The following is a 24,821-nucleotide window of genomic DNA, read 5'->3' on the forward strand; positions in this document are numbered from 1 at the left end:
TTAAATCGTTTGATCGAATCTATGGGTTAGATCGCTCCGCGACGAATCCTCCGCGAGGAGCGCCAGTCAACTGTCAGCGACAGACCCGGTCGACTTGCGCAGGATGAGTTTGGGCGAGAGATAGACCCGCTCGGCCGCAACCGACGGGTCGGCGATCCGGTCGAGCAACGCGCGGGCGGACCGCCCGCCGACCGCACGCGGGAACAGCTCCACCGTTGTCAGCGGCGGCGACCATGCTGCCGCTTCCGGCACATTGTCAAAGCCGACGATGGACACATCCACCCCGACCTTCAGCCCCCGCTCCGCCACGGCGGCAAAGGCCCCGACAGCGACACTGTCGTTGAAACAGACGATCGCGGTCGGCGGCCTGTCCGCATCGAGCAGCCGCCCGGCCGCAGCGACCCCGAAAGTCTGTGTGGCCGCGCCCGATATGTCCCGTTCGGACGGCAAATCAGCCCCTGCCGAGGCCATGGCACTGCGCACGCCCTCAAGACGGCGCATCCGGTTGATGTTCGCCGCCTCGCCGCCGATGAAGCCGATCTCGCGGTGGCCGAGATCCACCAGATGCTGACCCGCGATCTGGCCGCCCTGCAAATTGTCGAACCCGACGAAATCCGCGTCGAAATCCTGCACGTCGCGGACGCAGAGCACATAGGGGATGCCCCGCTCGCGGATGAGCGCGAAACTTTGCGCATCCGATCCGGTCACCGCGCTGATGATGAAGCCGGCGACACCCTGCCCGATCATCGTCTCGATGACCTTCTGCTGCCGCGACAGGTCCTCGCCGGTGTTGGCCATGACCGGCAGGAACCCCTTGGCGGAAGCCTCCTTTTCCACATCCGCCGACAGTTCGGCGAAAAACGGGTTGGAGATGTCGTTGACGATGAGCCCGATCAGAAGCGAGCGGCCGGAGCGCAGGCGCGAGGCGCTCTTGTTCGGGATGAAGCCCAGCGCGGCCACGGATTTGTGCACCTGCCGCTGCGTTGCCTCCGAAATGCGCCCCTTGTCGTTGAGCACCAGCGAGACGGTGGCCACGGATACGCCGGCATGATCGGCCACGTCTTTGATACTGACACGCTTTTTCATCGCTTAACTGTTACGGCGCGACCGGCCGCCGCACAAGTCCGGCGGTAACAGGCGCCGCACGGCCAGGTCGGGCAGAGGTCCGAATCGCGGGATCGATCGATAAAACAATTTAGTGAATTATGGGCCGTTTCGGTTGCGAGTCTCGAATTCGCCAAAGCCTCAACAGCTCAGGCATTCTGCAAAAGTCCCGCAATTGCAGTCTACAGAGCGTGCCGCGCACCTGGAGATCAATTCTAGACTGGATTGATTAATCGTTTAAGTCTATGCAGGGAAAAACCACAACAGACAGGCGCGCCGGGAAACGGTGCGACATCGGGAAGGAAACGGAACCATGGGACGGCTGGACGGAAAACGTGTGCTCTTCACCGGTGGAGCGACCAATATCGGCCGCGCGACGGTGGAGGCTTTTGTCGCCGAAGGGGCCCGCGTGGTCATCGGCGACGTGAACGCCGCGGACGGGCAGGCCCTTGCGGACAGTCTTGGCCTGAACGCGCATTTCCTGCCCGTCGACGTGGCCGGGGAAGAGGCGATCCGCCGCTTCGTCGACGATGGTGTCGCCTGGCTTGGCGGTCTTGACGTGCTCTGCCAGAATGCCGGCCTGCAGCGCGCCGGACCGACCGACAGCTTCGATGTCGAGACATGGGACCGGATTTTCGCCATCAACATCCGCGCCCAGTTCCTTGGCGCCAAACATGCAATCCCGCATCTGCGCGCCCACGGACAGGGTGGCGCGATCGTCAACATGTCGTCCAACGCGGGCAAACGCGGCGGCGCGGGTCTGGCGGCCTACTGTTCTTCCAAGGGCGCGGTCGTTGCCTTCACCAATGCGCTTGCATTGGAACTGGCGCCCGACAATATCCGCGTCAACGCGCTCTGCCCCGGTTGGGTCGACACGCAGTTCAACGCCGCCGCCATCGCCAATCTCGGCGGGACCGAGGCGCAGATGGCCGCGATCGCGCAAGGCGTGCCACTCGGCCGGCAAGCCCGACCCGAGGAGATCGCGCCGCTCTACGTCTATCTTGCCTCCGACGAATCCGCTTTCATGACGGGGCAGGCCCTGCTCATCGACGGCGGCGCGCACAATTGAGCGCCGCCCTGACCCGACGACCCATGCCCGACAGGTGAACGAATGATCCTTTTCCCCAAGAACGACGCCGAGACCTACGCCCAGCTTGCCGACGGCGTGCGCAGTTTCGCAGATGGCGAGATCCGCCCCATCGCCGAAGAGTTGGACCGGAGTTCGGCCTTCCCGGGCGACCTCTACCGGCAGATGGGCGAACTTGGACTGTTCGGGATCACCGTTCCCGAAGAACTGGGCGGTGCGGGCATGGACGCGCTCGCCTATTCCATCGTGATGGAGGAACTGTCGCGCGGCTATGCATCTGTCGCAGACCAGTGCGGCGTGGTGGAACTGATCGGCACGCTTCTGACCCGCTACGGCACGCCAGACCAGCAGGCGCGGCACCTGCCCGGTGTCCTGTCGGCAGAGACGGTCATTGCCTATTGCATCACCGAGGAAGAGGCCGGATCGGACGTGGCGGGCCTGCGCAGCACCGCGACGCAGACGGCGGATGGTTGGGTGCTGAACGGCTCGAAACTCTGGATCCATAACGCACCCGTGGCCGATCTCGGCTTCGTGCTGGCCCGGACGGATCCCGACCTCGGCCATCGCGGCATGAGCATCTTCATCGTCGATCTGAACGCGGACGGCGTCGAACGCGGCCCTAAAGAGCACAAGCTCGGCCAGCGCGCGAGCCAGATCGGCGCGCTCACTTTCACGGATGTGCATCTGCCCAAGGACGCGCTTCTGGGCGAGTTGAACCGCGGTTTCTACATCATGATGAGCGTGCTGGAGAAGGGCCGCGTCGGCATTGCCGCGCTTGCCACCGGCATCGCGCAGGCGGGGCTGGAGGCGGCGCTCGACTATGCACAGCAGCGCAAGCAGTTCGGCAAGCCAATCGTCGACAATCAGGGACTGCAATGGATGCTGGCCGATATGGCCAAAGAGATCGCGGCCGCACGCGCGCTCGTGCGCGACGCGGCGTTGCGGCTCGACAATGAGGTGCCCGCAGGCAAAGCCTGTTCCATTGCCAAATGTTTCGCCTCCGACATGTGCGTCGCCCAGAGCGCCAACGCGCTGCAGGTGTTCGGCGGGTCGGGCTACATTCAGGGGTTCGAGGTCGAACGGCTCTATCGCGATGCCAAGATCACCCAGATCTACGAGGGCACGAACCAGATCCAGCGCACCATCATCGGGCGCGAACTGCTCAAGAACGGCGCCTGAACGGGCCCAAGGGAGGAACCATGAAAAACGCATTCGTAACGGGATCGAGCCGCGGGATCGGACGGGGCATCGCACTCGCGCTCGCGGCCAAGGGGTTCAATGTCGCGGTCAACGGGCGCAGCGACGGCGCGGCAATGGCGGACACATGCGCCGCCATAGAGGCGCTTGGCGTGCGGGCGGTGAAAGTGCCGGGCGACGTGTCCGATCCGTCCAACCATGCCGCACTTCTCGACGCGGCCGAAGACGCGTTGGGCGGGCCGCTTTGTGCGCTGGTGAACAATGCCGGCGTCGGCCCCCTGCGCAAGGCCGACATTCTGGACACCCAGGCCGACAGCTGGGACCATGTGATGGACAAGAATGCCAAGGCGGTCTTCTTCCTGACCCAGTGCTTCGCAAACCGGCTTCTGGCGCGCGCGCGTGACCCGGAACTGCCCTGGACCATTTCCGTCATCTCGTCGGTGAGCGCCTTCGCGGCCTCCCATGACAAGGCGGAATATTGCATCTCCAAGGCCGCCGCTGGGATGGTCGCCAAGAGCTTTGCGCAGAAACTCGCGCCAGAGGGCATTCAGGTGTTCGACATCCAGCCGGGCATCATTGAGACCGACCTGTCGCGCCCGGTGCTCGAAGCCTATGGCAAGCTGATCGAGGATCACGGGATCACGCTCATCCCGCGTTTCGGCCAGCCTGAAGAGGTCGGCAAGGCTGTGGCGGCGGCGGCCAATGGCGAACTGCCCTATTGCGTCGGCCAGACGCTGCGGCCCGATGGCGGGCTGACGCTGCAAAGACTTTAGATCCCGGGAACACCCTGGAAAGGAAAGGGCTCCAACCACGTGGCGGAGCCCTTTTTTGTTCTGATTGCGAACAATCAGGCGGCGGGCAGAAGCCGCCTGCCCGATGCGGTATCGAAGAAGTTGGCCTCGGCCGGATCGAAAGCGATGGCCGCGCGGCTCTCGGAAGCGATCTCGAAATCCTTGGGCATCTTCACCACCAGATGCCGGTCCTCATATTCGAACGTGACCAGCGACTGGTCGCCGGTCATCTCGAACGTGTAGACGGACGCATCCACCTGCCCCGTGCCCGCTTCCACGACCTGACAGTCTTCCGGCCTGAAGCCGATCGTGACCGCTGCATTGTCGGCAAAGCCCGTCACCGGCAGCGACATGCCCGCCGCGCGGAACTGGCCGCTGCTGATCTCCCCTTCGACGAAATTCATCGGCGGAGAGCCCATGAAGCCCGCGACGAACAGGTTGGCGGGATTGGAATAGACTTCCTTCGGGGTGCCGAGCTGCTGCAGCTCGCCATCCTTCATGATCGCCACACGATGCGCGAGCGTCATCGCCTCGATCTGGTCGTGGGTCACATAGATCGTGGTGATGCCGAGCTCGTTCTGCATGTGTTTCAGTTCGGCGCGCATGTTGCCCCGCAACTTCGCGTCGAGGTTCGACAGAGGCTCGTCCATCAGGAAGACGGCGGGGCGCCGGATGATCGCGCGGGCAAGCGCCACGCGCTGCCGCTGGCCGCCGGAAAGCTGCCCCGGCAACCGGTCGAGCAGCCCGTCCAGTTCCACCTGCGCAGCAGCGGCGCGCACCGCTTCGTCCATCTCGGCTTGCGGAACCTTCGCCATCTTGAGCGGGAAGCCGATATTCTCGGCCACGGTCTTGTGCGGATAGAGCGCGTAGGACTGGAAAACCATCGCGATGTCGCGATATTTGGGAAGCACCTCGGTCACGTCCTGATCGCCGATCAGAAGCTCGCCCGAGGAGATGCTTTCTAGCCCCGCGATCATCCGCAATGCCGTGGACTTGCCGCAGCCCGACGGGCCGAGCAGCACGAGGAACTCGCCCGCCTCCACTTCCAGCGACAGGCCCTTCAGCGCATGGAAGTTCCCGTAATATTTGTTCATCTCCCGGATGGAGATCGTTTTGGCTGCGTGGTCGCTGCTCATGGTCCTACCCTTTGACGGCCCCGACGAGGAGCCCCTTGGTTATGTATTTCTGCAAGATGACGGCCAGCACGACCACGGGGATGATCATCACCACAATGGTCACCGACATGGTCCACCAGAGCACGCCGCGCTCGCCGGCATTCATCGCCGCGACGAGGATCGGCATGGTCTGGGCCTTGGTCGTGGAAAGGAACAGCGCCAGCAGATACTCGTTCCAGCTGAGGATCATCACCAGCAGCGTCGTGGCCGCCAGACCGGCCCGTGACAGCGGCAGGATGATTTCCCGGAAGGTGCCGATCATCGTGGCCCCGTCGATCTGGGCGCTTTCCTCCAGATCGCGGGGGATCGAGTTGAAGAAGTCGTACATGAGCCAGACAACGATCGGCAGGTTGACCACCGCATAGGTCAGGATGATCGCCAGATGCGTGTCCAGAAGCCGGACCGACTGGAACATCATGTAGATCGGCACCACCACGACGATAGGCGCAAGGATGCGCTGCGAGATGATCCAGAACAGGATATCCCCGTTGCCCAGCCGCACCTCGTAGATGCGCCCCACGGCGCGGGCGAGCAGGAAAAAGAGCGCGACCGCAACGGCCGTCGCCAGCATCCAGTCCACATCATAGATGCCCACCGCCACGCCGACACCAGCCAGAAGCGCCACGAAATAGAGGATCGTGATCAGGTTCGGCGCATAGTCCACGCGGCTCAGCGCATAGGCCGCCATCGAGCCCACCAGCACCGACAGAGCGGTGGCCGACAGCGAGATGATGATCGAATTCATATAAGCGCGGAGCGTGTCCTCGTAGTCGATGACGAACAGTTCCTTCCACGCGTGCAGGCTCGGCTCGAAATCAATGAAGGGCAAGAAGAACGGCCCCTGATTGACCGCTGCCGGCGTCTTCACCGACGTGATGAGCAGCCAGTAGATCGGAAAGAGCACGAAAGCCGCCCAGACGATCAGGATCGTGTAGAGCAGGATTTTCGTGGCCGGCGCCATCTGGCCGATGGCGCGGGGCTCGAACAGGCCGGGTCGACGCGTGCTCATTTCTGGGCCCTCACGCGGCTCAGGACGACAAGGTTGAAGAAGCTCACGCAGATCACCACCGTGACGAAGAGAAGGATATAGGCGACCGCCGAGGCCTGCCCGAGGTCGAGGGACCGCCAGGCGTAATAGGCCTGAAGGCTGACGGATTCGGTCGCAATGCCCGGACCGCCGGAGGTCATGATGTTGGGCAGATCGACGATCTTGAAGGCCTCGATCGCGCGGATCAGCATGACCGTGGCGGCAATCGGCATCACATGCGGCCATGTGATCTCGCGGAAGCTCTGCCACGGGCTCGCACCGTCCAGATCGCCGGCCTCGACCAGATCGCGCGGCACGCTCTCGAAAGCGGCCAGCATCATGATGAAGACGAAGGGGATCCACTGCCAGCTGTCGGCCACGGTGATGAAGATCCGCGCCGCCCACGGGTCGGTCGCCCAGGCGAAATCGCCAAGACCCGCCCATTGCCAGACGCCCGCGAACGGGCCCTTGGTCACATCGGCGAGCATCCGGAACGTGTAGCCCACACCGATCGGCGTCACCATCATCGGGACGAAGAAAATCACCCGGAAGGTCGTGCGCCCGCGCAATTTCTGGCTGCAGGCGAAGGCCAGCGCGGTTCCGATCAGGAACTGGATGCCGCAGCCGACAAAGACGTAGAAAAGCGTGGTGCCGACGGTGCCGAACGGATTGCCGCTCAGGAGCGTCGCACAGAAAAGCCAGAGCAGACCGACGGCAATGCCGAAGGTGATCATCCGGCCAAGGAACCCGACCCAGTGGAACCGGGTGCGCGCATAGCGCACCATCCACCAGATGAGGAGGCCGGTGCCCGCCAGTCCGACGATCCAGCCGAGGATCGAGACGGTCGTGAACGTGCCCAGCAGATGGAACTGTTCGGACCCGAACAGCTGCTTCTCGAAATTCCGGAATCCGACCCAGCGCATCGTGAAGCCGCCGCCGCGCAGCCGCAGCCGCGAGAAGGCAAGGATCAGCGACGCCACCAGCGGGAAAATCGAGAAGATGAGGATGAGGGTGACGGCGGGCGCCAGGAAAAGGCGTCCCATATGCCGGTCGAGCCATTCATTCATGTCCGGGGTTCCTGCAATCAGGGCGCGGGCGGACAGACCCGCCCGCGCCCGTTTTCTTAGTTGGTGATGCCGAGAGACAGGGCGTAGATCTCGGCCTGTTCCTCACGACCGAAATCTTCGGTGATCTCTTCCCAACCTTCCTCGATATTCTCGAGCGCTTCCTCGACGGTGATCTCGTCCGCCAGGTAACGGGCCAGTTCACGATCGAGCACAACGCCGGTGTACTGCTGTGCACCCGGGATGCGGAAGTCGGACGCCATGTTCGGATGGTTCAGGCTTTCCTTGATCGCACCGAGATAGTTTTCGGCCGCTTCCTCGCTGAAGCCGGCTTCGACCCATGCCGCCGTGCTTTCGAGCTGCGAATTCCGGTAGGGGTTGTAGCCCGTCCAGCCGAGCGTCACGTCGACATTCGACTGTGCCGCCTGGTTCATGTAGCTCAGGAAGTCATAGGCTGCCTGTTTCTTCTGGTCGTCGACCGTGGCCGAGATCGCGGCGGTCCAGCCACCGAAGGCGGCGAAGGGCGCGTAGTTGATCCCGTCAACCGCATGCGGGCAGAGATCCGCATCGCAGGCTTTCAACTCACCGGTTTCCACGTCGAGCGCTTCGGTCGAACCCGGCATGATGACGGCGCCGACCTTGTCGCGGATCTGGCTGCCCTCTTCGATCGAGAGCGGACCGATATCGCCCCAGTCGATCATCAGGCCGCAGCGGCCGCCGATCGCCAGCGCGCGCGTGTCGCCGATATCGTGGTTCAGTTCCTCGGGCGGGCCGTATTCACCGGTTGCCTTGTAGATCTCGAACGCCTTCTTCCAGGCGGCGTTGTTGATCTTCGGCTTCATCGTCTCGGGGTCGAAGTAGAGCCCCTCGGACGTGCCCTTGGTCTGCACCCGGCTCGCCGCCATCGACTGGACGGCGAAATAGGACTGCGCGTTGCGCTTTTTGAAGATACAGGAGCCGAAATCGGCCTCGCCGTCACCGTTCATGTCCTTGCCATGGATCGCGGCCGCAACCTCGAGATACTCTTCCCAGGTTTTCGGCGGCTCCAGACCGGCTTCTTCCAGCACGTCCGTGCGGTAGTAGAGCATCTGGAAATCACCATCGAGCGTGATGAAATAGGTCGAGCCCTGCACCTTCTGGTTGAAATCGCGGAAATAGGGCGCGATGTCCTGCAGGTCGATCTTGTCATCGGCCTCGATGAACGGGTCGAGATTGGCCACAAGGTCGCCGGACACAAGCTCCACACCCCAGCCGGAGGCAAAGACGCCCACGTCGATCGAGTTGGTGCCGGTGGCCCAGTCGGTCAGGATCTTCTGGAACAGTTCCGAGAAGGGCACCTCGGCCACGCGGACCTCTGCACCCGTCATTTCCTTGAATTCCTCGCCGCGCTCGGCGATTCGGCCGGCGATCACCGGACCGGGACGGGTCAGGATGTTAATCACCACCCCGTCATAATGGCCATCAGCCGACCCGACGGTCGGCGTCAGGGCTGTCGCCAGCGCCAGCGCCGACCCTGTCATGAGCTTTTTCAACATCTTCTTCCTCCACTGTTTTTCGCAATGCGAAACCCTTCGATTCTTGTGCTCGACAGGGCTTGTCGCCGACGGTTTTTCCGCCGTGCAATATGTTGGGCAGTGCTTCTGTCCTACCGCCTCCGGAACGGAGATTTTCAAGGGCATATGCGGCGCCGATGAAAAAACGCTACTTGTATCAACATCTTCTGTCAACTAACATGTCAGTTGAAAAATCGAAGTGATCCGATGCCCGACGCAGATGTAAACAAGCTGAAGGATGTGAAGGAACTCGACGGCCCCCTTGCCGACCGGGTCTATGATGCCGTGAAATCGGCAATCCTGCGGCTCGATTTCCTGCCCGGGGAAACGATCCGCAAATCCTCTGTCTGCACGCATCTGGGCCTGTCGCGCTCTCCTGTTTCGGACGCGCTGTCGCGCCTGTCCGGAGAGGGGCTCGTCGATATCTATCCGCAGTCCGGGTCGCGCGTGTCGCGGCTCTCGGTGGCGGCCATCCATGAGGATTCTTTTCTGCGCGAGGCGCTCGAGGTCGCCGCCGTGCGGCATGCCACCGAACATGTGACGGACGCGATGCTCGACGCGCTCGACCGCAATATCGGCGTGCAGCTGGAGATGGTCGAAGAGATGGACGATGACACGTTCATTGCCACGGACACGGCGTTCCACGAGATCATCATGCAATCCACGAATGTCTCGCGGCTCTGGCCGACCGTGCGCGCCGTCTCGCAAAATGTCGACCGCGCGCGGCGCCTGCTCCTGCCTGAGGAAGGCCGGCTCGCCGAAACCGTGGCCGAGCATAGCGAGATCGTGGCCGCGATCCGCAACCGTGATGTTGCCGCCGCCGAAGAGGCGATGCGCCGCCATGTGCGCGAACTGCCGGCCCGGCTCGTGCCGCTGGCCGAAGCCTATCCCGACCTGTTTTCCAGCTGAAAGTCCCTGCAATGAACGTGACCGACACCCGCACCCTGAACGGCCGGACGGCCCGGCCCGTGACCCTGACCGCGATGGGCTTCGGGGGGGCGCCCCTGGGCAATCTCTACCGCAAGATCACGGACGCGGAGGCACAGGCGACCCTTCAGGCCGCCTATGATGCAGGCATCCGCTATTTCGACACGGCGCCGCAATACGGGCTCGGCCTGTCGGAGATGCGGTTCGGCACGGCGCTCGACCGGTTCGGACGCGACACGGTGCAGCTCTCCACCAAGGTCGGGCGGCTCCTGCTCGACTGTCTGCCGGAAGAGGCAACGCCGGGCGGCTTTGTCGACGTGCCGCAGAAGCGCATCCAGTTCGACTACAGCTATGACGGGGTGATGCGGTCCTTCGAGGACAGCCAGATGCGGATGGGCGGGGCGAAACCCGACATCCTGCTTGTCCATGATGTCGACGTGTTCAGCCATGGCAGCCAAGAGGCGAGCGACGCGCGGGTCCGCGAACTGTTCGACGCTGGCGGCTACCGCGCGCTCGACGAGTTGCGCAGCGCCGGCGAGATCGCCGCGATCGGCGCGGGCGTCAATGAATGGCAGGTCTGCGAACGGCTTTTGGGCCTTGCCGATTTCGACGGGTTCCTGCTGGCCGGCCGCTACACATTGCTCGAACAGGAGGCGCTCGACACGTTCCTGCCGCTGTGCGTGGCGCGCGATGTCGGCATCATTCTGGGCGGCCCCTACAATTCCGGCATCCTCGCCACCGGGCCGGTGCCGGGCGCCAAGTACAATTACGCGGATGCGCCGCCGGAAATCCTCGACCGGGTGCGCCGGATCGCGGCGGTCTGCGCATCCCATGACACACCGATCATCGCGGCCGCGCTGCAGTTCGTGCTCGGCCATCCGGCCGTGAAAACCGTGATCCCCGGCGCGATGACCCCGCAGGAGGTCGCCGCGAATGTGGCGGTTCTGGAAACCGATATCCCGTCCGGCCTCTGGTCCGATCTGCAGGGCGAAGGGCTGATCCGCGCCGATGCGCCGCTGCCCGTCGCTTCGCACCCGGGAGGTGCAGCATGACCCGCATCACTGGTTTCCGCACCGTCGATCTGCGCTTTCCCACATCCGCGCAACTGGACGGTTCGGACGCGATGAACCCCGATCCGGATTACTCCGCCGCCTATGTCGTGCTGGAAACCGACGGCCCGCACAAAGGCCACGGCCTGACATTCACCATCGGGCGCGGCAACGAGGTCTGCGTGACCGCGCTGGAGGCACTTGGCGCGCTCGTCACAGGGTTGGAGCTTGACTGGATCGCTGCCGATATGGGGCGGTTCTGGCGTCTTGTGACCGGCGACAGCCAGCTGCGCTGGATCGGGCCGGAGAAGGGCGCGATCCATATGGCCGCGGGCGCCGTCGTCAACGCGGCGTGGGACCTCTGGGCCAAAGAGGCCGGCAAGCCGGTCTGGCAACTGGTGGCCGAGATGTCGCCCGAGGAGATCGTCCGTCTGATCGACTTCCGCTACATGCATGACGCGCTGACGCCAGACGAGGCCCGTGCGATGCTGGAGGCCGCCGCCGCCGGCAAGGCCGAGCGGATCGCCACGCTCAAGGCCGAAGGCTATCCCTGTTACACCACCTCGGCCGGCTGGCTCGGCTACCCCGATGACAAGCTGCGCCGGCTCTGCCGCGAGGCCAAGGCCGCCGGTTTCACGCACACGAAATTCAAGGTCGGCCGCGATCTGGCCGACGATATCCGCCGCCTGACCATCGCGCGCGAGGAGCTTGGCGAGGAAATGGTCATCATGATCGACGCCAATCAGGTCTGGGAAGTGCCGCAGGCGATCGACTGGGTGCGCGAACTGGCCTTCGCGAGACCCTTCTTCATCGAGGAGCCGACCAGCCCCGACGATGTGCTCGGCCATAAGGCGATCCGCGAGGGTGTCGCGCCGGTCAAGGTCGCGACCGGCGAGATGTGCCAGAACAGGGTCATGTTCAAACAGTTCATAACGTCAGGGGCCATCGACATCGTTCAGATCGACAGCTGCCGCATGGGCGGGCTGAACGAGGTGCTGGCTGTGCAACTGCTGGCGGCCAAGCACGGGCTGCCAGTCTGGCCCCATGCCGGGGGCGTGGGCCTGTGCGAATATGTGCAGCATATGTCGATGATCGACTATGTCGCGATCAGCGGCACAAAGGACGACAAGCGGATCGAGTATGTCGACCATCTGCACGAGCATTTCCTGGACCCCTGCATTGTGGAGGACGGCGCCTACCGCGCACCGCAGGCACCGGGCTTTTCCATCGAGATGAAGCCTGAAAGTCTGGACCGCTACCGGTTCGCGTAGAGGGCACGCGGGGGCCGTGGATCAGGTGACGGGCGGTGTCGGCCCGCCGTGGAGCCGTTCCCGCAGGCCCTGAATGGCCTTGAAGAAGACCGGTCCGAAGATCGATCCGGCCACAGCCGAGGCAATGGAGCCGCCAAAGACGGCAAGCCCCAGAGACACGCGACTGGCCGACCCGGCACCTGTGGCGATCACCAGCGGGAAGACCCCGACCGCGAAGGCCAGAACGGTCATCATCACAGGCCGGAACCGGAGCCGCGCAGCCTGCATCGCGGCTGCGTGCAACTCCAGCCCCTCCGCCTCGCGCTGCTGTTTGCCGAATTCCACGATCAGGATGGCCGTCTTGGCGGCGAGCGCGATCAGCATGAGCAAGCCGATCTGCCCGTAAAGGCTGAGTGGCGCCCCGGCGATCATCAGGGTGGCCAGCGCCCCCAGAACGGCAAAGGGCACGGTCAGGAGCACCGCGACCGGTGTCAGAAAACTCTCGTAGAGCGCGGCTAGGAACAGGAAGGTGAAGACAAGGCTGAGGCCGAGCGCGATCGGCACCGCCGCGCCCGAGGCCCGCTCTTCCAGAGACGAGCCCGTCCATTCGAACTTGAACCCGTCGGGCATTACCGCGCGGGCCACCTCCTCCATCTTGTCCATGGCGGCGCCGGAACTGAACCCCGCCGACGTGTCGGGCGACCCGTTGATCGTCGCCGAATTGTAGGTGTTGTAGCGATAAAGCACATCCGGCCCGACCTTCGGCACCGGACGCACCAGCGCCGAGATCGGCACCATCTCGCCCTTGGCGTTCCGCAGATAAAGCGTGTCGAGCGCGCGCTCATCCTGCCGGAACTGGCTGTCAGCCTGTAGCATGACCCGGAACGTCTGACCAAACAGGTTGAAATCGTTCACATAGAGCGCGCCGAGTTGCGCCTGCAGGGTCAGGAAAATGTCCGAGATGCGGACGCCGAGCGTCTTGGCGCGCACCCGGTCCACTTGCAGGTCGAACTGGGGCGCATCGGCCCGGAAGGTGGAGAAGGCCCGCGTGATCTCCGGCGTCGCATTGGCCTCTGCCACCAATGTGCCGAGCGCCTTCTCCATCACTTCGGGCGGGCGGCCCTGCGTATCTTCCAGCACGAAGGAGAAGCCTTCCACGGCACCGAGCCCCGGGATTGCGGGTGCGCCGAAGACGATTGCCTGCGCCTCCGGCATGGCGCCGAAAATGCCCTGATACTTCTGCTGCAGATAGGCCTGGCTCGTTTCCTCTGTGACGCGCTCGTCCCAGGGTTTCAGCTTGACGATGATCATGCCCGCATTGGATTGCAGCGCCTTGTTGAGAAGCGAGAAACCGTTGACGGACAATACGTTTTCCACGGCCTCTTCTGCGCCCAGCATCTCGGTCATCCGGTCCATGACCTTTTCGGTGCGGTTGAGCGACGCGCCGCTCGGCAGTTGCACATCGACCATGAAAAAGCCCTTGTCCTCGGTCGGGATGAAACTCGACGGGATCGTGGTGAAGAGCAGGTAGAGCGCGGCAAAGAGCGCGGCGCTGATCGCGAGCCCCAGCCAGATGAACCGGCAGAGGAAATCGACAAGCGCCGCATAGGCGTCGGTGATCCGCGCAAAGACCGCGTTGAATCCCCGGATCACGATGTTTGGCTTGTGATGCCCCGGCCGCATCAGCACGCGCGCGAGCGCGGGGCTCAGCGTCAGGGCGTTCACCATGGAAATCAGGACCGCGATCGTCAGCGTGGCGCCGAACTGGCTGAACATGCGGCCCGTCAGCCCCGGCAGAAGGAGCGTCGGGCCGAACACGGCAACGAGCACGAGCGAGGTCGCGACGATCGGACCCGTCACCTCCGACATGGCCTTGCCGACCGCGTCGGACGGATCGAGCGACGGATCCTCGTGCATGATCCGCTCGACATTCTCCACCACGATGATCGCGTCATCCACCACGATCGCGATGGCGAGGATGAGCGCGAACAGCGTCACCGTGTTGATCGTCATGCCGGCCAGAAACAGCACCGCCAGCGCGCCGAGGATCGAGACCGGAACCGCGATGGTCGGGATAAGGGTCGCCCTGACCGTTCCAAGGAAGAGATAGGTCACCGCAATCACCAGCGCGATGGTGAAGAACATGGTCAGGATGGTTTCTTCCAGTGACACCTCGATGAAGAGCGTCGTGTCATGGCCGATGATATAGTCGACGCCTTCGGGGAAAAACTCCTTCAGCTCCTCCATCTTCTCGCGCACGGATTCGGCCACTTCCAGCGAGTTGGAGCCGGAGATCTTGTAGATGGCCAGCAACACGCCGGGCGCGTTGTTGACCTCGCCATAGCCCTTGTAGGCTGCCGCGCCGAGTTCGATCCGCGCCACGTCCCGCAGGCGCACGACCGACCCCGCATCGGTGGCAGACAGGATGATGTCGCCGAACTGTTCCTCATTCTGCACACGGCCCTGGCTCGTCAGCACATACTGGAACTGGGTGTCGTCGGGCAGCGGCGGCGCGCCGAACTGGCCGACGGCTGCCTGCGCATTCTGTTCCTGGATGGCGGCGACGACCTCCTGGATCGTCAGGTTGTGATTGGCCAGCTTCAACGGATCGATCCACGCCCGCAGACCATAGTCGAGCGCGCCGATCACCTCGGCCACGCCGACACCGGGCACACGGCCAAGCTCCCCTTCCACGTTGATCGTCGCGAAATTCGACAGGAAGACCCCGTCGAACCGCTCGTCGGGCGAGACGATATTGACGACCATCAGCATGTCGGGGCTGCTCTTGAAGACCTGAATGCCGCGCTGGCGAACTTCGGGCGGCAGGCCGGCCTCAGCCGAGGCCACCCGGTTCTGCACATCCACCTTGGCAAGATCCGGATCGGTGCCGAGTTCGAAGGTCACAGTGAGCGTGTAGGTGCCATCCGATGCCGCCTTGGAGGACATGTAGACCATGCCTTCCGTGCCGTTTACGCGGTCCTCGATCGGCGTGCCGACCGTGTCGAGAATGGTCTGCGCGTCGGCACCGGGATAGACCGCCTTCACCAGCACTTTCGGCGCGGCAATGTCCGGATACTGGTCGACCGGCATCACGACCAGCGACAGCACACCGAAGAGCGTGATCAACATCGAGATGACGAAAGCGAATTTGGGTCGGCGAATGAAGAAGGACGGTCCCATGCGTGTCTCCGCTACTGGTTGCCGGTTGCGGGCTCAGCTTTCGTAAGGCTTGGGGTCGACGGTCACGCCCTCGCGCATCCTTTGCAGCCCTTCCACCACCACCTTGTCACCGGCATCCAGCCCCTCTTGCACCGTCCAGTCGGCACCGCTGCGGATACCAACCTGGATGTTGCGGCGCGTCACCATGTTCGACCCGTCCACGACCCAGACGAAATGCCCCTGCTGGTCGAGCGACACGGCGCGTTGCGGCACCAGCGGCGCCTCGATCGGCTCGATCACCTGCCCGCGGATCACCACCGTCTGGCCGGGCAGCAGCACCCCGTCGGGATTGGGAAACTCGATCCGGGCGGCAATCGTGCCGGTGCTCGACACCGCGGTATTGTCCCAGTTCTGGAACCGCCCCTTGAGCGGATAGACATTCTCCCCTGGCAGAATCAGATCGATCTCGAGCGGCGGGATCGACCGGCCCGATTCCAGAAACGCCACCCGCCGGGCAAGAAAGGTGAAATAGTTGGCCTGATCCACCAGCCCGACCGCGTAGATCGGGTCGAGCCGCACGATGGTCGCGATATAGGGCGGCTGGGTCGGGTCACCGGGGGAAAAGAGGTCCCCCACCGCATATTGGGCGGCGGAAATCCGTCCGCCGAACGGCGCATAGACTTTCGTATCCTTCAGATTGGCCTCGGCCTGATCGACCTGCGCGCGGGCCACATCGACCCGGGCATGGGCCACGTCAGCCTGCGCCTGCGCATATTCGACCTCCCGCTGCGAGACCGTGTTGTTCTTCACCAGTTGCTGCGCGCGGTCGAGATCGAGATCGGCTTTCAGCGTGGCGGCTTCCTGCTGTTTGAGGTTGGCCTCCGCCGTGGCGAGCGCGATCCGGAAATCCGTATCGTCCAGTTCGACGAGCAGGTCGCCTTCCTCCACGATGCTGCCGGCCTCGATATGCAGGGCCGTCACGATCGCCTTGATCGTGGGCCGGACGGAGGCCGTGTCGATCGCCTCGATCCGCGCCGGATGGCTGAAGGACGGCCGCAGGCTGACGACCTCCACCGTCTGGACAAGCGCAACAGGTGCGGGCTGTGCAGCATCTTGGGCGAGAAGCGGCGCGGACAGGGACCCGAAACCGATCAACAGGCTCATCACGGCACTGGGCAAAATGCGTCTGGCGGTCATGGATCATCCCCCTATCCGCGGCTGGTGGTCGGTCGGCTGTCTTTCTCCGTCAGGTCTTCAAAGGCGTCGGTCGGGGGGGCGGCCGCATCAGGCACAACACGCATCGGCACCTGCGGCCCACCGCTCAAAACCCCTGTTCTGTCAGGCGAGTATGGCCGCCAACCCGAAATGCGGCAAGTCACAAAGCCGGTCAAAGCCCGGTGGCCCGGACGCAACGCCCGACGACGCTTCGGGCTGTCCCCTGCCGGAAAACTTGAAGATGCGGCCGCGCTTTGCTCTAATTCCCGACAACCTTTCCGGATCGCAAGGGAGCCGCGCGATGAAGGTCTATCTCAGCAGTCTTGTTCTTGTCACCGCCGCCGCAACCGCCGTGCAGGCGCAGGACGGGCGGTCGCCGCTCGCCTTCGATGTGGGGCAAGGTATCACCGTCACACCCTACGGCTATATCAAGCTCGATATCGTGGGTGACGATGAGTATGTGCTCGGGCGCACCACCGCCCCGATCCGCGACATCGGCCTTGCCGACGGGCCGGCAGACGGGCCGGCCGAGGATGCGTTCCTCAACGAGACCCGGATCGGCGTGGATGTCGATGCCGGAGAGGCGCTCTTCAAGCTCGAAGGCGATTTCTACGGCGAGGATGACAGTTTGCGCCTGCGTCTGGGTTATCTCGACTGGCGCTGGCTGCGCATCGGTCAGGACTGGACGACTTTCATGTCGACCGCCGTCCTGCCGAAGACGGTCGACTTTCAGGGATCGGCCGCGACGCCTTTTGCCCGCGTGCCGATGTTCCGCGTGACGGTGCCGGCCGGCGATCGCGTGACCGTCTCCGCCGCGCTGGAGGAGGATGTGCAGAAAAACGGCGATCCGGCTTTCGCCCTGTCGGCCAAATATGCGCTCGATCAGGGATCGGTCTTCGCGTCCGCTATCACCCGCGATACGGAAATTGCCGGCGATCAGGTGAGCGGCTGGGGCGTGAACCTGTCGGGCGTCTGGAACGCATGGGACGGCGGATCGTTGCGGGCCACGGCCTCCACCGGTGACGGGATCGCGGATTACCTGTCGGTCGGCTTCTCGCAATCCGACCTGACGAGCGATGCGGACCACGGGCGCGTCAACGCAGCGATGCTGTCGGCCACGCATGATTTCACCGACACGCTGACCGGTGCCCTGACGGCCACCTGGGTCGATTTTCCCGAAGCCGTCGGGGTCGACACGGAAACGCTGACGACGCTGCACATGTCCGCCTTCTACACGCCGATCGAGAACACGACCTTCATGGCCGAGGTTTTCGTCGGTGACCGCGAACAGGATGACGGTGCGAGCTTCAACACGAGCCGCCTTCAGGTCGCTGTCAAGTACAGCTTCTGACGGAGCGCTTGTCCCGACTGGGAGTATAGCACGCGCCAATGTGCCGCCGGCCTTGATGATCTCGTCCGCGGAATCCCGCTTCGAATGCGCGGCTAGAACCTCTCGTGATGTCGAGTGGGGCGCGGTTCCGCGGCTCAGGCCGGAACGGCACGCGGCGTTGGTGCCGAACTCTGCCGCGTCCGGTCGCGAAGCATGTCAGCGGCTTTTTCCGCGATCATGACGACCGGCGAGGCCGTGTTGCCCGACACGATGCGCGGCATGATCGAGGCGTCGACCACGCGCAGCCCGTCCAGACCGCGCACCCGCAATTCGGGGTCAACCACGGCCTCTGCATCCACGCCCATCCGGCAGGTGCCGACAGGGTGGAAGATCGTCGTCGCGATATCACCGATCGCGGCGAGCAGGTCCGCCTCGCTCTCGACCTTCGGTCCGGGCAGGATCTCCTCGGGCGCATAGGGGGCGAGCGCGTCGGCGGTCATGATCCGGCGCGCCTGCCGCACGGCGGCGAGCGCCACATCGCGGTCGCGCGGGGCCGAGAGGTAGTTGAGCCGGATGTCGGGCTGGGCCGCGCGCGCGCCGCTCGCGATATGGCAGGAGCCGACGCTTTCGGGCCGCAGGTTGCAGACAGAGACGGTGATCGCCGGGAACGGATGCAGCGGGTCGCCCAGCCGGTCGGTCGAGAGCGGCTGGACGTGATATTCCAGATCGGGTGTTTCCAGATGGTCCGCCGATTTGGTGAACATGCCGAACTGGCTCGGAGCCATCGACATGGGGCCCGACCGTGTCAGTGCATATTGCATCGCGATCCGCGCCTTGCCCCAGAGCGAATTGGCAAGCGTGTTGAGCGTCGCCGTGTTCCGCACCTTGAAGACGGTCCGGATCTGCAGATGGTCCTGAAGATTCTCGCCCACGCCGGGTGCCGCATGGCGGACCGGAATCCCGTGCGCGGACAGGATGTCGCCGCGCCCGATGCCCGACAATTCAAGGATCTTCGGGGAGTTGATCGCACCCGCGGCGAGCAGAACCTCTGCCTCGGCCAGCGCATCGAAGATCCGGCCCTGACGCTCGAAGCGGACCCCCCTGACCTGCCGGTCCTCCAGAATCAGCCGGTCGACATGGGCATGGGTCAGCACCCGCAGATTGGGCCGCTTCATCGCAGGCCGCAGGAAGCCCTTGGCCGTGTTCCAGCGCACCCCGTCCTTCTGGTTGACCTCGAAAAAGCCCGACCCTTCATTGTTGCCATCGTTGAAATCGGCCCGCGGTTCGATCCCGAACTGGCGCGCGCCTTCCTGCACAGCACGCAGGATTTCCCAGTCGAGCTTCTGCTTCTGAACCTTCCACGCGCCGCCCGCGCCGTGCATGTCGCTTGCGCCGCCGTGATGGTCCTCCGACTTCAGAAAATAGGGCAGCACATCGTCCCAGCCCCAGCCCGGATTGCCAAGCTGCCGCCACTGGTCATAGTCGGCCGCCTGCCCGCGCATGTAGATCATGCCGTTGACCGACGAACAGCCGCCCAGAAGCTTGCCGCGCGGATAGACAAGGCTGCGCCCGTTCAACCCCGGCTCCGGCGCGGTCTTCATCATCCAGTCGGTGCGTGGGTTGCCGATGCAGTACAGATATCCGACCGGAATATGCACCCAGTGGTAAGTGTCGCTGCCGCCCGCCTCGAGCAGAAGCACGCGGGTGCCCGGGTCCTCGGTCAGGCGGCTGGCGAGCACGCAGCCCGCGGTGCCCGCGCCCACGATGATGTAATCGTACCGCCCTTCGAGCGTCGCTTCTTCGGTCATGATGCCTGTCCGCGCTTTCAGTATTTCACGACCAGCTTACCGATCATGGCGCCGATTTCGACCGTCTCGTGCGCTGCCCGGAATGTTTCCGCTGTCAGACCATGACGCAGGTCCGTGTCGATCGTGCGGATGACCCCGTCGTCGACGAGCCGCGCGACGCGGAACAGGATACGCCCCTGTTCGGCCATGTCCGGCGTCCCGAATGCCGAGCGGGTGAACATCAGCTCCCACATCAGTGCAGCGGATTTCGCCTGAAGCGCGGAGATATCGATCCTGTCGGGCGTCTCCACAATCGTGCCGATCCGGCCCTGCGGGGCGACAAGCTCGCACATGGCCGCCCAATGCTGCGACAGGTCCGCATATTGGGCAATGAACCCGGCATAGTTCCGGCCCGATGCGCGATAGGCCGCTAAGAGGTCGCGGTGATCGACGGTGGCATGGGCGCCCATCTCCCGGCACCAGTCGGCACTCTCCTTGCGCGAGGCCGTGGCCACCAGATCGAGGCAGGTCAGGCGCCGTGCAAGCTGCAGCGTGATCGACCCGACCCCGCCGGCCCCGCCGATGACGAGAAGCGTGCCCGGCCTGTTTCCGGTCGGCACCTGCAACCTGTCAAAAAGCATCTCCCACGCGGTGAGCGACACAAGCGGCAGGGATGCCGCGGCTTCGGGGGAAACGGATGTCGGCGCAAGCGCTGCGATCCGGTGGTCCACGGCCTGCAATTCGGCGTTGCTGCCCTGACGGCTCGCGTCGCCCGCATACCAGACGCGGTCGCCTGTCCGGAAACCGGTCACGTCGGCGCCGACCGCCTCCACGATGCCGACCGCATCGAACCCGAGGATGCGCGGCGCGTCGAGCGGGGCATCGGGCGCGGTGCGCTGGCGGACCTTGGCATCTGCCGGATTGACCGAAACGGCCTCGACCGCGACGCGCAGATCGGTCGGCCGGAGGTCCGGTTCCGGCAGATCGAACACCTGCAGACAGTCCGGGTCGCTGACCGGCTTGGAGGAAAGGAACCCGACAGCTTTCATGGCGCTGCTCCTTGAGATTGCAGGCGCGCCCAGATGCCCCGCATTGCCTCGGTCGTTGCACGATAGGCATCAAAGCGCCGGTCATAATGGTCCCGCATCGCGGGATCGGGCTGGTGATGTGTCTTCTGCCGTGTCATCCGCGCGACCCCGTCCTCGTAGCCCGCGACATGGCCCGTCGCGACGGCGGCGCCGATGGCTGCGCCCAGCGCGCCGGTTTCCTGAGCCTCGGCCACCGAGATCGGGACATCCAGCCCGTCGGCGAAGATCTGCGGCCAGTGCGGGCTGCGCGAGCCGCCGCCGGACAGGATCGCACGATCGAAGGCAAGCCCGGCTCCGCGCAGCACATCGATATGGCGGCGGTGCTCGAACATCACGCCCTCGAACACTGCGCGCAACAGATGTCCCTCGCCGTGCCAGCCCGCCAGCCCGTAGAAGCCCGCGCGAAAGCCCGCATCCTCCCCCGAGCCGTAGAGGAACGGGTGGAAGATCGGGTCGTCATGGCGCGGCGTGACTTCGCCGACCGCTTTGTTGCACTGGCCGAACGGATCATCGTGATGGCCGCCGCGCTCGACCAGTTCGCGCACATACCATTCGAGATTGGCGGCCGAGGTCGCGCTTGCCTCGATGTTGACGAACCGGTCCGGCGCAAAGGCCGACACCATGAACATGGACGGGTCGCGAACGGCAGTGTCGGAAAAGACCTGGTTGATGCTCCAGGTGCCGGCAATGACCGACGCTTCGCCCGGCCGGACCACGCCCGAGCCGAGCGCACTGGCCACCACGTCGAAATAGCCGCCGATCACCGGCGTGCCGGCGGCGAGCCCGGTGGCCTCCGCCGCCTCCGTCGTCACGGTGCCCGCGATCTCGTGCGGTGCGACAAGACGCGGCAAAAGTGCGGAAGCATCCGACAGGCCGTAGAGGTCGAGCAACGCATCGTCATAGGTCGCGTCAGCCATCTGAAGCAGTCCGCAGCCTGACATATCCGAAAGGTCGCTCACCCGCTCGCCGGTCAGTCTGTAGGTGATGAAATCCTTGCACAGAAGGAGCGTGCCGGCCTGTGCGTAGACCTCGGGCCGGTTGCGCTTGATCCAGGCGAGCAGGTTCGGCGTCTGCGCGGGCCAGGGCTTTTGCAGGCAGATCGCGTGCAGCGCGTCGCCTGCGTCTGCGACAAGTTCCGCCGCCAGTCCGGCGGCCCGCGTATCGAGCGACTGGATCCCCGCAAGCGGCGCACCGGCCCGGTCGAGCAGGTAGAGCCCGTTCCCGTGGCCCGCGCACCCGACCGCCCTGATCTGTGCCGGATCGACACCGGCAGCGGCGATGCAGGACCGGATCGCCGTGCCCGCATTCGCCCAGAGCTCGTTCAGGTCGCGTTCCACATGGCCCGGTGCAGGCGTCGCGGACTGGCCGTCGAGCCCGTGGCGCGCCACCTGCCGCCCCTCTCCGTCGAACAGCACCGCCTTTATGACCGTGTTGCCCGCGTCGAGGCCAAGGAAATATGCGCCGGCCTCAGACACGGTTGTAAATGTCCCAGGCTTCCTCGCCATCCGCACCGTCATGGATCATCGCCATGAGCGCGGCAACGACCGCCTTGGGATTGTCATGCTGGTAGATGTTGCGCCCGTAGACCATGCCCTTGGCGCCCTGTGCCATCAGGGCCGCGGATTTTTGAAGCACGGTCTTCAGGTCTTCCTTGCCGCCGCCGCGCACGAGCACCGGCACGCGGGCCGCCTCGATCACACGGTTGAAATCCTCCGGATTTTCCGTCGGGTCGGCTTTGATAATGTCGGCGCCCATCTCGCTGGCGAGCCGCACCAGGGTCACGATCTTCTCCGCATTGCCGTCCACCTGATAGCCGCCGCGGACCTCGTTGGGCAGCATCACAAGCGGTTCGATCATGAGCGGCATGCCATAGCGCTGGCAGGCATCACGCACGCGGCTGATGTTTTCCACGCACTGGCGGAACAGTTCCGGCTCGTCGGGCAACATGAAGAGGTTGACCACAACCGCGGCCGCATCCATTTCCAGCGCACCGATGATCGGTTCGTCATGGTTCTGCAACATCGACCACATCTCGCGGTGGCGCTGGTCATTGTAGGGGTTGCCCATATCGATCCGCATGACGAGCGCGGGCTTGTCCTTCTCGGGGCGGCTCTGCAGCAGATCGGCCTGACCGTAGGCACATTGGATCGCGTCCGGTTTCGCGCCGATCAGCGTGTCCATCACCGCGGCCATATCCTCCAGCCCGACCATGAAGCTCGGCTCGTTGCAGACCCCGTGATCGACCGCCACGTCGAGGCATCCGCCGTTGGTGAACATCCGGTTCATCCGGGCTTTCGAACTTACACGCACTGCAATCTCCGTTCCTTGTTGCGGTCGTTGAGAGTGTCGCGCGACACTCCGTGATATGTCTCCAGATCGCCGATCAGCGTCTCCGACTGGGCCGCCAGGTCAGACGGCGAAATCCCGCGTTCCCGCGCCAGTATGGCACCTGCTCGGGCGATGATCTCTGCCGAGACCGCGCCCGTGATCGCAAGGTCGGTGCGGCGCAGGATGATATCCGACAGGGACTCGACAAATTCGTGGCGGATCAGCCAGACGATTTCGGCCTCTGTGTAGGCACAGTCCGGCGCAAGCGGGGCGTCGTCGGGCATACTCGCGCAGAAATTCCGAACCTGTCCGGCGCGCGCGCCATAGCGGGCGACGAGCGCCGCGGCCCGCGCGGGCGGCGTTCCGGTTTCTGCCAGATGCGCTTCGGTATCCCCGTTATAGCCCGCTCCGCCGCCGATGGCGCGGTCGCGTGTCGAGACCAGACGATCGCGGCCAAGCGTGGCCAACACCTCATCGGACGTCTGTTCGGCGAAGGCCCGGAAGGTCGTCCACTTCCCGCCCACCATGCAGAATTGCGGCACCGGACCGTCGAGCTTGCGCGTATAGTGCCCGCGTGAAATCCGGCCGGTGAAATCATGGTCGCTCTTGGGAAGAGGACGGATGCCGCTGAAACTGAAGACGACCTGTCCGGCGTCGATCGGCAGGCCGGGGAAGATCAGGCGCAGACTGTCGAGGATATAGTCCAGTTCTTCGGGCTCGCAGCGCACACGGCTGGCATCGCGGACCCTGATATCAGTCGATCCTGCCAGCACGCGCCCCAGATAGGGAAAGACGATGCAGACACGCCCGTCCGCATTCTCGAAATAGACCATATGGCCGGCGAGCGCGTCGTGCAGCGCCGGATTGTCGAGGATGAGGTGCGAGCCCTTGGTGCCGGACACCATCCGGTCGCCCTCGGGCGCGCCCAGCGCCGCGCGGGTCGCATCGAGCCAGGCGCCGGTGGCGTTGACAATGGCGCGCGGTTGCAGCGCGAGGCGGTTGCCGGTCTGCCGGTCAAGGAGCATGTATCCCGCCCCGTCGGGTTGCAGTTCGGCATAGTTGAGCGCGACACAATCCGGCGCGGCCGTCTCCATATCCTGCACCATCTCGATGCAGAGCCGCTCGGGATGCGAGATCCACGCATCGTGGTAGATCGCCGCGAGCCGCAGGTCGCGGGTCAGTTCCGGCCAGCGGGCCCGTGCCTTGGCGGCTGACAGGAACCGGTGCGGCGGCAGCATCCGCCGCTTCCGCGTCACCCAGTCATAAAGCGCGAGGCCGAATTTGATCGGCACCGCCCCGCGCGCCGAAGGCCGGTCGGTCCAGCCGAAGAAGGTGGCAGGCGCATTGAGCAGACCGGAAAAATAGCTCGCGACGGGGATCACGGTCGGCAGAGGCCGCACCATATGGGCCGCGTTGCGCAGCAGCGCGTCACGTTCGCCAAGCGACTCGCGCACCAGATCGAACTCGCCATTTTCAAGATAGCGCAGCCCGCCATGGATCATCCGCGACGGCGCGGCGCTGCACCCGGAGCTGAAATCGTTGCGCTCCACCAGAAGCACCCGCAGACCCTGCAGCGCCAGATCGCGATAGACCCCGATCCCGTTGACGCCACCGCCCACGACGACGACGTCGAACGCACCATCGGCGTCGATCCGGTCAATCCTGTCCTGTCGCGTGTCAGACATAGGGC

At 64.4% G+C, this 24,821-nt stretch carries 19 protein-coding genes; 7 read left to right on the top strand and 12 right to left on the bottom strand.

Translation table 11 applies throughout. The annotated features are described in order from the left end of the window. Nucleotides 1-66 precede the first annotated feature (66 nt). Nucleotides 67-1,086: a LacI family DNA-binding transcriptional regulator gene (locus tag GSH16_RS02800; RefSeq protein ID WP_160851648.1), complete on the bottom strand. Its 1,020-nt coding sequence runs from the start codon at nt 1,084-1,086 to the stop codon at nt 67-69. A gap of 331 nt (nt 1,087-1,417) precedes the next feature. Between GSH16_RS02800 and GSH16_RS02805 the strand changes: the two genes are divergently transcribed. Genes GSH16_RS02805 through GSH16_RS02815 form a run of 3 tightly spaced genes read left to right on the top strand, consistent with a single transcriptional unit; the run spans nt 1,418 to nt 4,161 of the window. Next, the gene (locus GSH16_RS02805) at nt 1,418-2,173 is read left to right on the top strand and encodes an SDR family NAD(P)-dependent oxidoreductase (protein ID WP_160851650.1); all 756 of its coding nucleotides are present in this window, start codon (nt 1,418-1,420) and stop codon (nt 2,171-2,173) included. Nucleotides 2,174-2,215: 42 nt separating this feature from the next. Beyond that, nucleotides 2,216-3,370 (top strand): acyl-CoA dehydrogenase family protein, encoded by a 1,155-nt coding sequence (locus GSH16_RS02810; protein ID WP_160851652.1) that lies wholly within the window; start codon nt 2,216-2,218, stop codon nt 3,368-3,370. 20 nt (nt 3,371-3,390) lie between these two features. After that, complete coding sequence (locus tag GSH16_RS02815; RefSeq protein WP_160851655.1) at nt 3,391-4,161, top strand: 3-ketoacyl-ACP reductase; 771 nt, start codon at nt 3,391-3,393, stop codon at nt 4,159-4,161. A gap of 74 nt (nt 4,162-4,235) precedes the next feature. Here GSH16_RS02815 and GSH16_RS02820 read toward each other — a convergent pair whose 3' ends face one another. The 4 genes from GSH16_RS02820 to GSH16_RS02835 are packed head-to-tail and all read right to left on the bottom strand — an operon-like array spanning nt 4,236 to nt 8,980. After that, entirely contained in the window at nt 4,236-5,315 is a 1,080-nt protein-coding gene (locus tag GSH16_RS02820; RefSeq protein ID WP_160851657.1) for an ABC transporter ATP-binding protein, read from the bottom strand. A 4-nt stretch (nt 5,316-5,319) separates the two neighbouring features. Then, a complete protein-coding gene (locus GSH16_RS02825; RefSeq protein ID WP_160851659.1) occupies nt 5,320-6,363 on the bottom strand; it encodes a carbohydrate ABC transporter permease in 1,044 nt (347 codons plus the stop codon). Then, nucleotides 6,360-7,448: a carbohydrate ABC transporter permease gene (locus GSH16_RS02830; RefSeq protein ID WP_160851661.1), complete on the bottom strand. Its 1,089-nt coding sequence runs from the start codon at nt 7,446-7,448 to the stop codon at nt 6,360-6,362. The genes GSH16_RS02825 and GSH16_RS02830 overlap by 4 nt, the downstream gene beginning before the upstream one ends. 56 nt (nt 7,449-7,504) lie before the next feature. Further along, the gene (locus GSH16_RS02835; protein ID WP_160851664.1) at nt 7,505-8,980 is read right to left on the bottom strand and encodes an ABC transporter substrate-binding protein; all 1,476 of its coding nucleotides are present in this window, start codon (nt 8,978-8,980) and stop codon (nt 7,505-7,507) included. Nucleotides 8,981-9,205: 225 nt separating this feature from the next. Between GSH16_RS02835 and GSH16_RS02840 the strand changes: the two genes are divergently transcribed. The 3 genes from GSH16_RS02840 to GSH16_RS02850 are packed head-to-tail and all read left to right on the top strand — an operon-like array spanning nt 9,206 to nt 12,245. After that, nucleotides 9,206-9,907 carry a GntR family transcriptional regulator gene (locus GSH16_RS02840; protein ID WP_160851666.1) on the top strand — a complete coding sequence of 234 codons (702 nt, stop codon included), beginning with the start codon at nt 9,206-9,208 and terminating at the stop codon, nt 9,905-9,907. A gap of 11 nt (nt 9,908-9,918) precedes the next feature. Beyond that, nucleotides 9,919-10,977 carry an aldo/keto reductase gene (locus GSH16_RS02845; RefSeq protein ID WP_160851668.1) on the top strand — a complete coding sequence of 353 codons (1,059 nt, stop codon included), beginning with the start codon at nt 9,919-9,921 and terminating at the stop codon, nt 10,975-10,977. Further along, nucleotides 10,974-12,245 (top strand): L-fuconate dehydratase, encoded by a 1,272-nt coding sequence (locus GSH16_RS02850; protein WP_160851671.1) that lies wholly within the window; start codon nt 10,974-10,976, stop codon nt 12,243-12,245. Before GSH16_RS02845 ends, GSH16_RS02850 begins: the two co-directional genes overlap by 4 nt. Before the next feature lie 21 nt (nt 12,246-12,266). On the opposite strand, the gene GSH16_RS02855 is transcribed toward GSH16_RS02850, so the two are convergent. Both GSH16_RS02855 and GSH16_RS02860 read right to left on the bottom strand, forming a co-directional pair. Beyond that, nucleotides 12,267-15,404 (bottom strand): efflux RND transporter permease subunit, encoded by a 3,138-nt coding sequence (locus tag GSH16_RS02855; RefSeq protein ID WP_160851673.1) that lies wholly within the window; start codon nt 15,402-15,404, stop codon nt 12,267-12,269. A gap of 33 nt (nt 15,405-15,437) precedes the next feature. After that, nucleotides 15,438-16,580, bottom strand: coding sequence for an efflux RND transporter periplasmic adaptor subunit (locus GSH16_RS02860; protein ID WP_160851675.1), 1,143 nt, complete (start codon nt 16,578-16,580; stop codon nt 15,438-15,440). A gap of 319 nt (nt 16,581-16,899) precedes the next feature. On the opposite strand from GSH16_RS02860, the gene GSH16_RS02865 reads away from it, so the two are divergent. Beyond that, nucleotides 16,900-17,949 carry a hypothetical protein gene (locus tag GSH16_RS02865; RefSeq protein ID WP_160851677.1) on the top strand — a complete coding sequence of 350 codons (1,050 nt, stop codon included), beginning with the start codon at nt 16,900-16,902 and terminating at the stop codon, nt 17,947-17,949. 134 nt (nt 17,950-18,083) lie between these two features. Here the strand turns inward: GSH16_RS02865 and GSH16_RS02870 are convergent, their stop codons facing one another. Genes GSH16_RS02870 through GSH16_RS02890 form a run of 5 tightly spaced genes read right to left on the bottom strand, consistent with a single transcriptional unit; the run spans nt 18,084 to nt 24,816 of the window. Then, entirely contained in the window at nt 18,084-19,736 is a 1,653-nt protein-coding gene (locus tag GSH16_RS02870) for a GMC family oxidoreductase (protein ID WP_160851679.1), read from the bottom strand. A gap of 17 nt (nt 19,737-19,753) precedes the next feature. Then, complete coding sequence (locus tag GSH16_RS02875) at nt 19,754-20,764, bottom strand: zinc-binding alcohol dehydrogenase family protein (RefSeq protein ID WP_205523944.1); 1,011 nt, start codon at nt 20,762-20,764, stop codon at nt 19,754-19,756. Continuing rightward, nucleotides 20,761-22,278, bottom strand: a complete 1,518-nt coding sequence (locus GSH16_RS02880) for an FGGY-family carbohydrate kinase (protein ID WP_328803146.1) — start codon at nt 22,276-22,278, stop codon at nt 20,761-20,763. Before GSH16_RS02880 ends, GSH16_RS02875 begins: the two co-directional genes overlap by 4 nt. Further along, nucleotides 22,271-23,113 carry a class I fructose-bisphosphate aldolase gene (locus GSH16_RS02885; RefSeq protein ID WP_160851683.1) on the bottom strand — a complete coding sequence of 281 codons (843 nt, stop codon included), beginning with the start codon at nt 23,111-23,113 and terminating at the stop codon, nt 22,271-22,273. Before GSH16_RS02885 ends, GSH16_RS02880 begins: the two co-directional genes overlap by 8 nt. Continuing rightward, on the bottom strand, nt 23,104-24,816 hold the full coding sequence (locus GSH16_RS02890; RefSeq protein WP_160851685.1) for a glycerol-3-phosphate dehydrogenase/oxidase: 1,713 nt from the start codon (nt 24,814-24,816) through the stop codon (nt 23,104-23,106). The genes GSH16_RS02885 and GSH16_RS02890 overlap by 10 nt, the downstream gene beginning before the upstream one ends. Between the last annotated feature and the right edge of the window lie 5 nt (nt 24,817-24,821).

It is taken from the genome of Oceanomicrobium pacificus (assembly GCF_009833495.1).
Classification (GTDB): domain Bacteria; phylum Pseudomonadota; class Alphaproteobacteria; order Rhodobacterales; family Rhodobacteraceae; genus Oceanomicrobium; species Oceanomicrobium pacificus.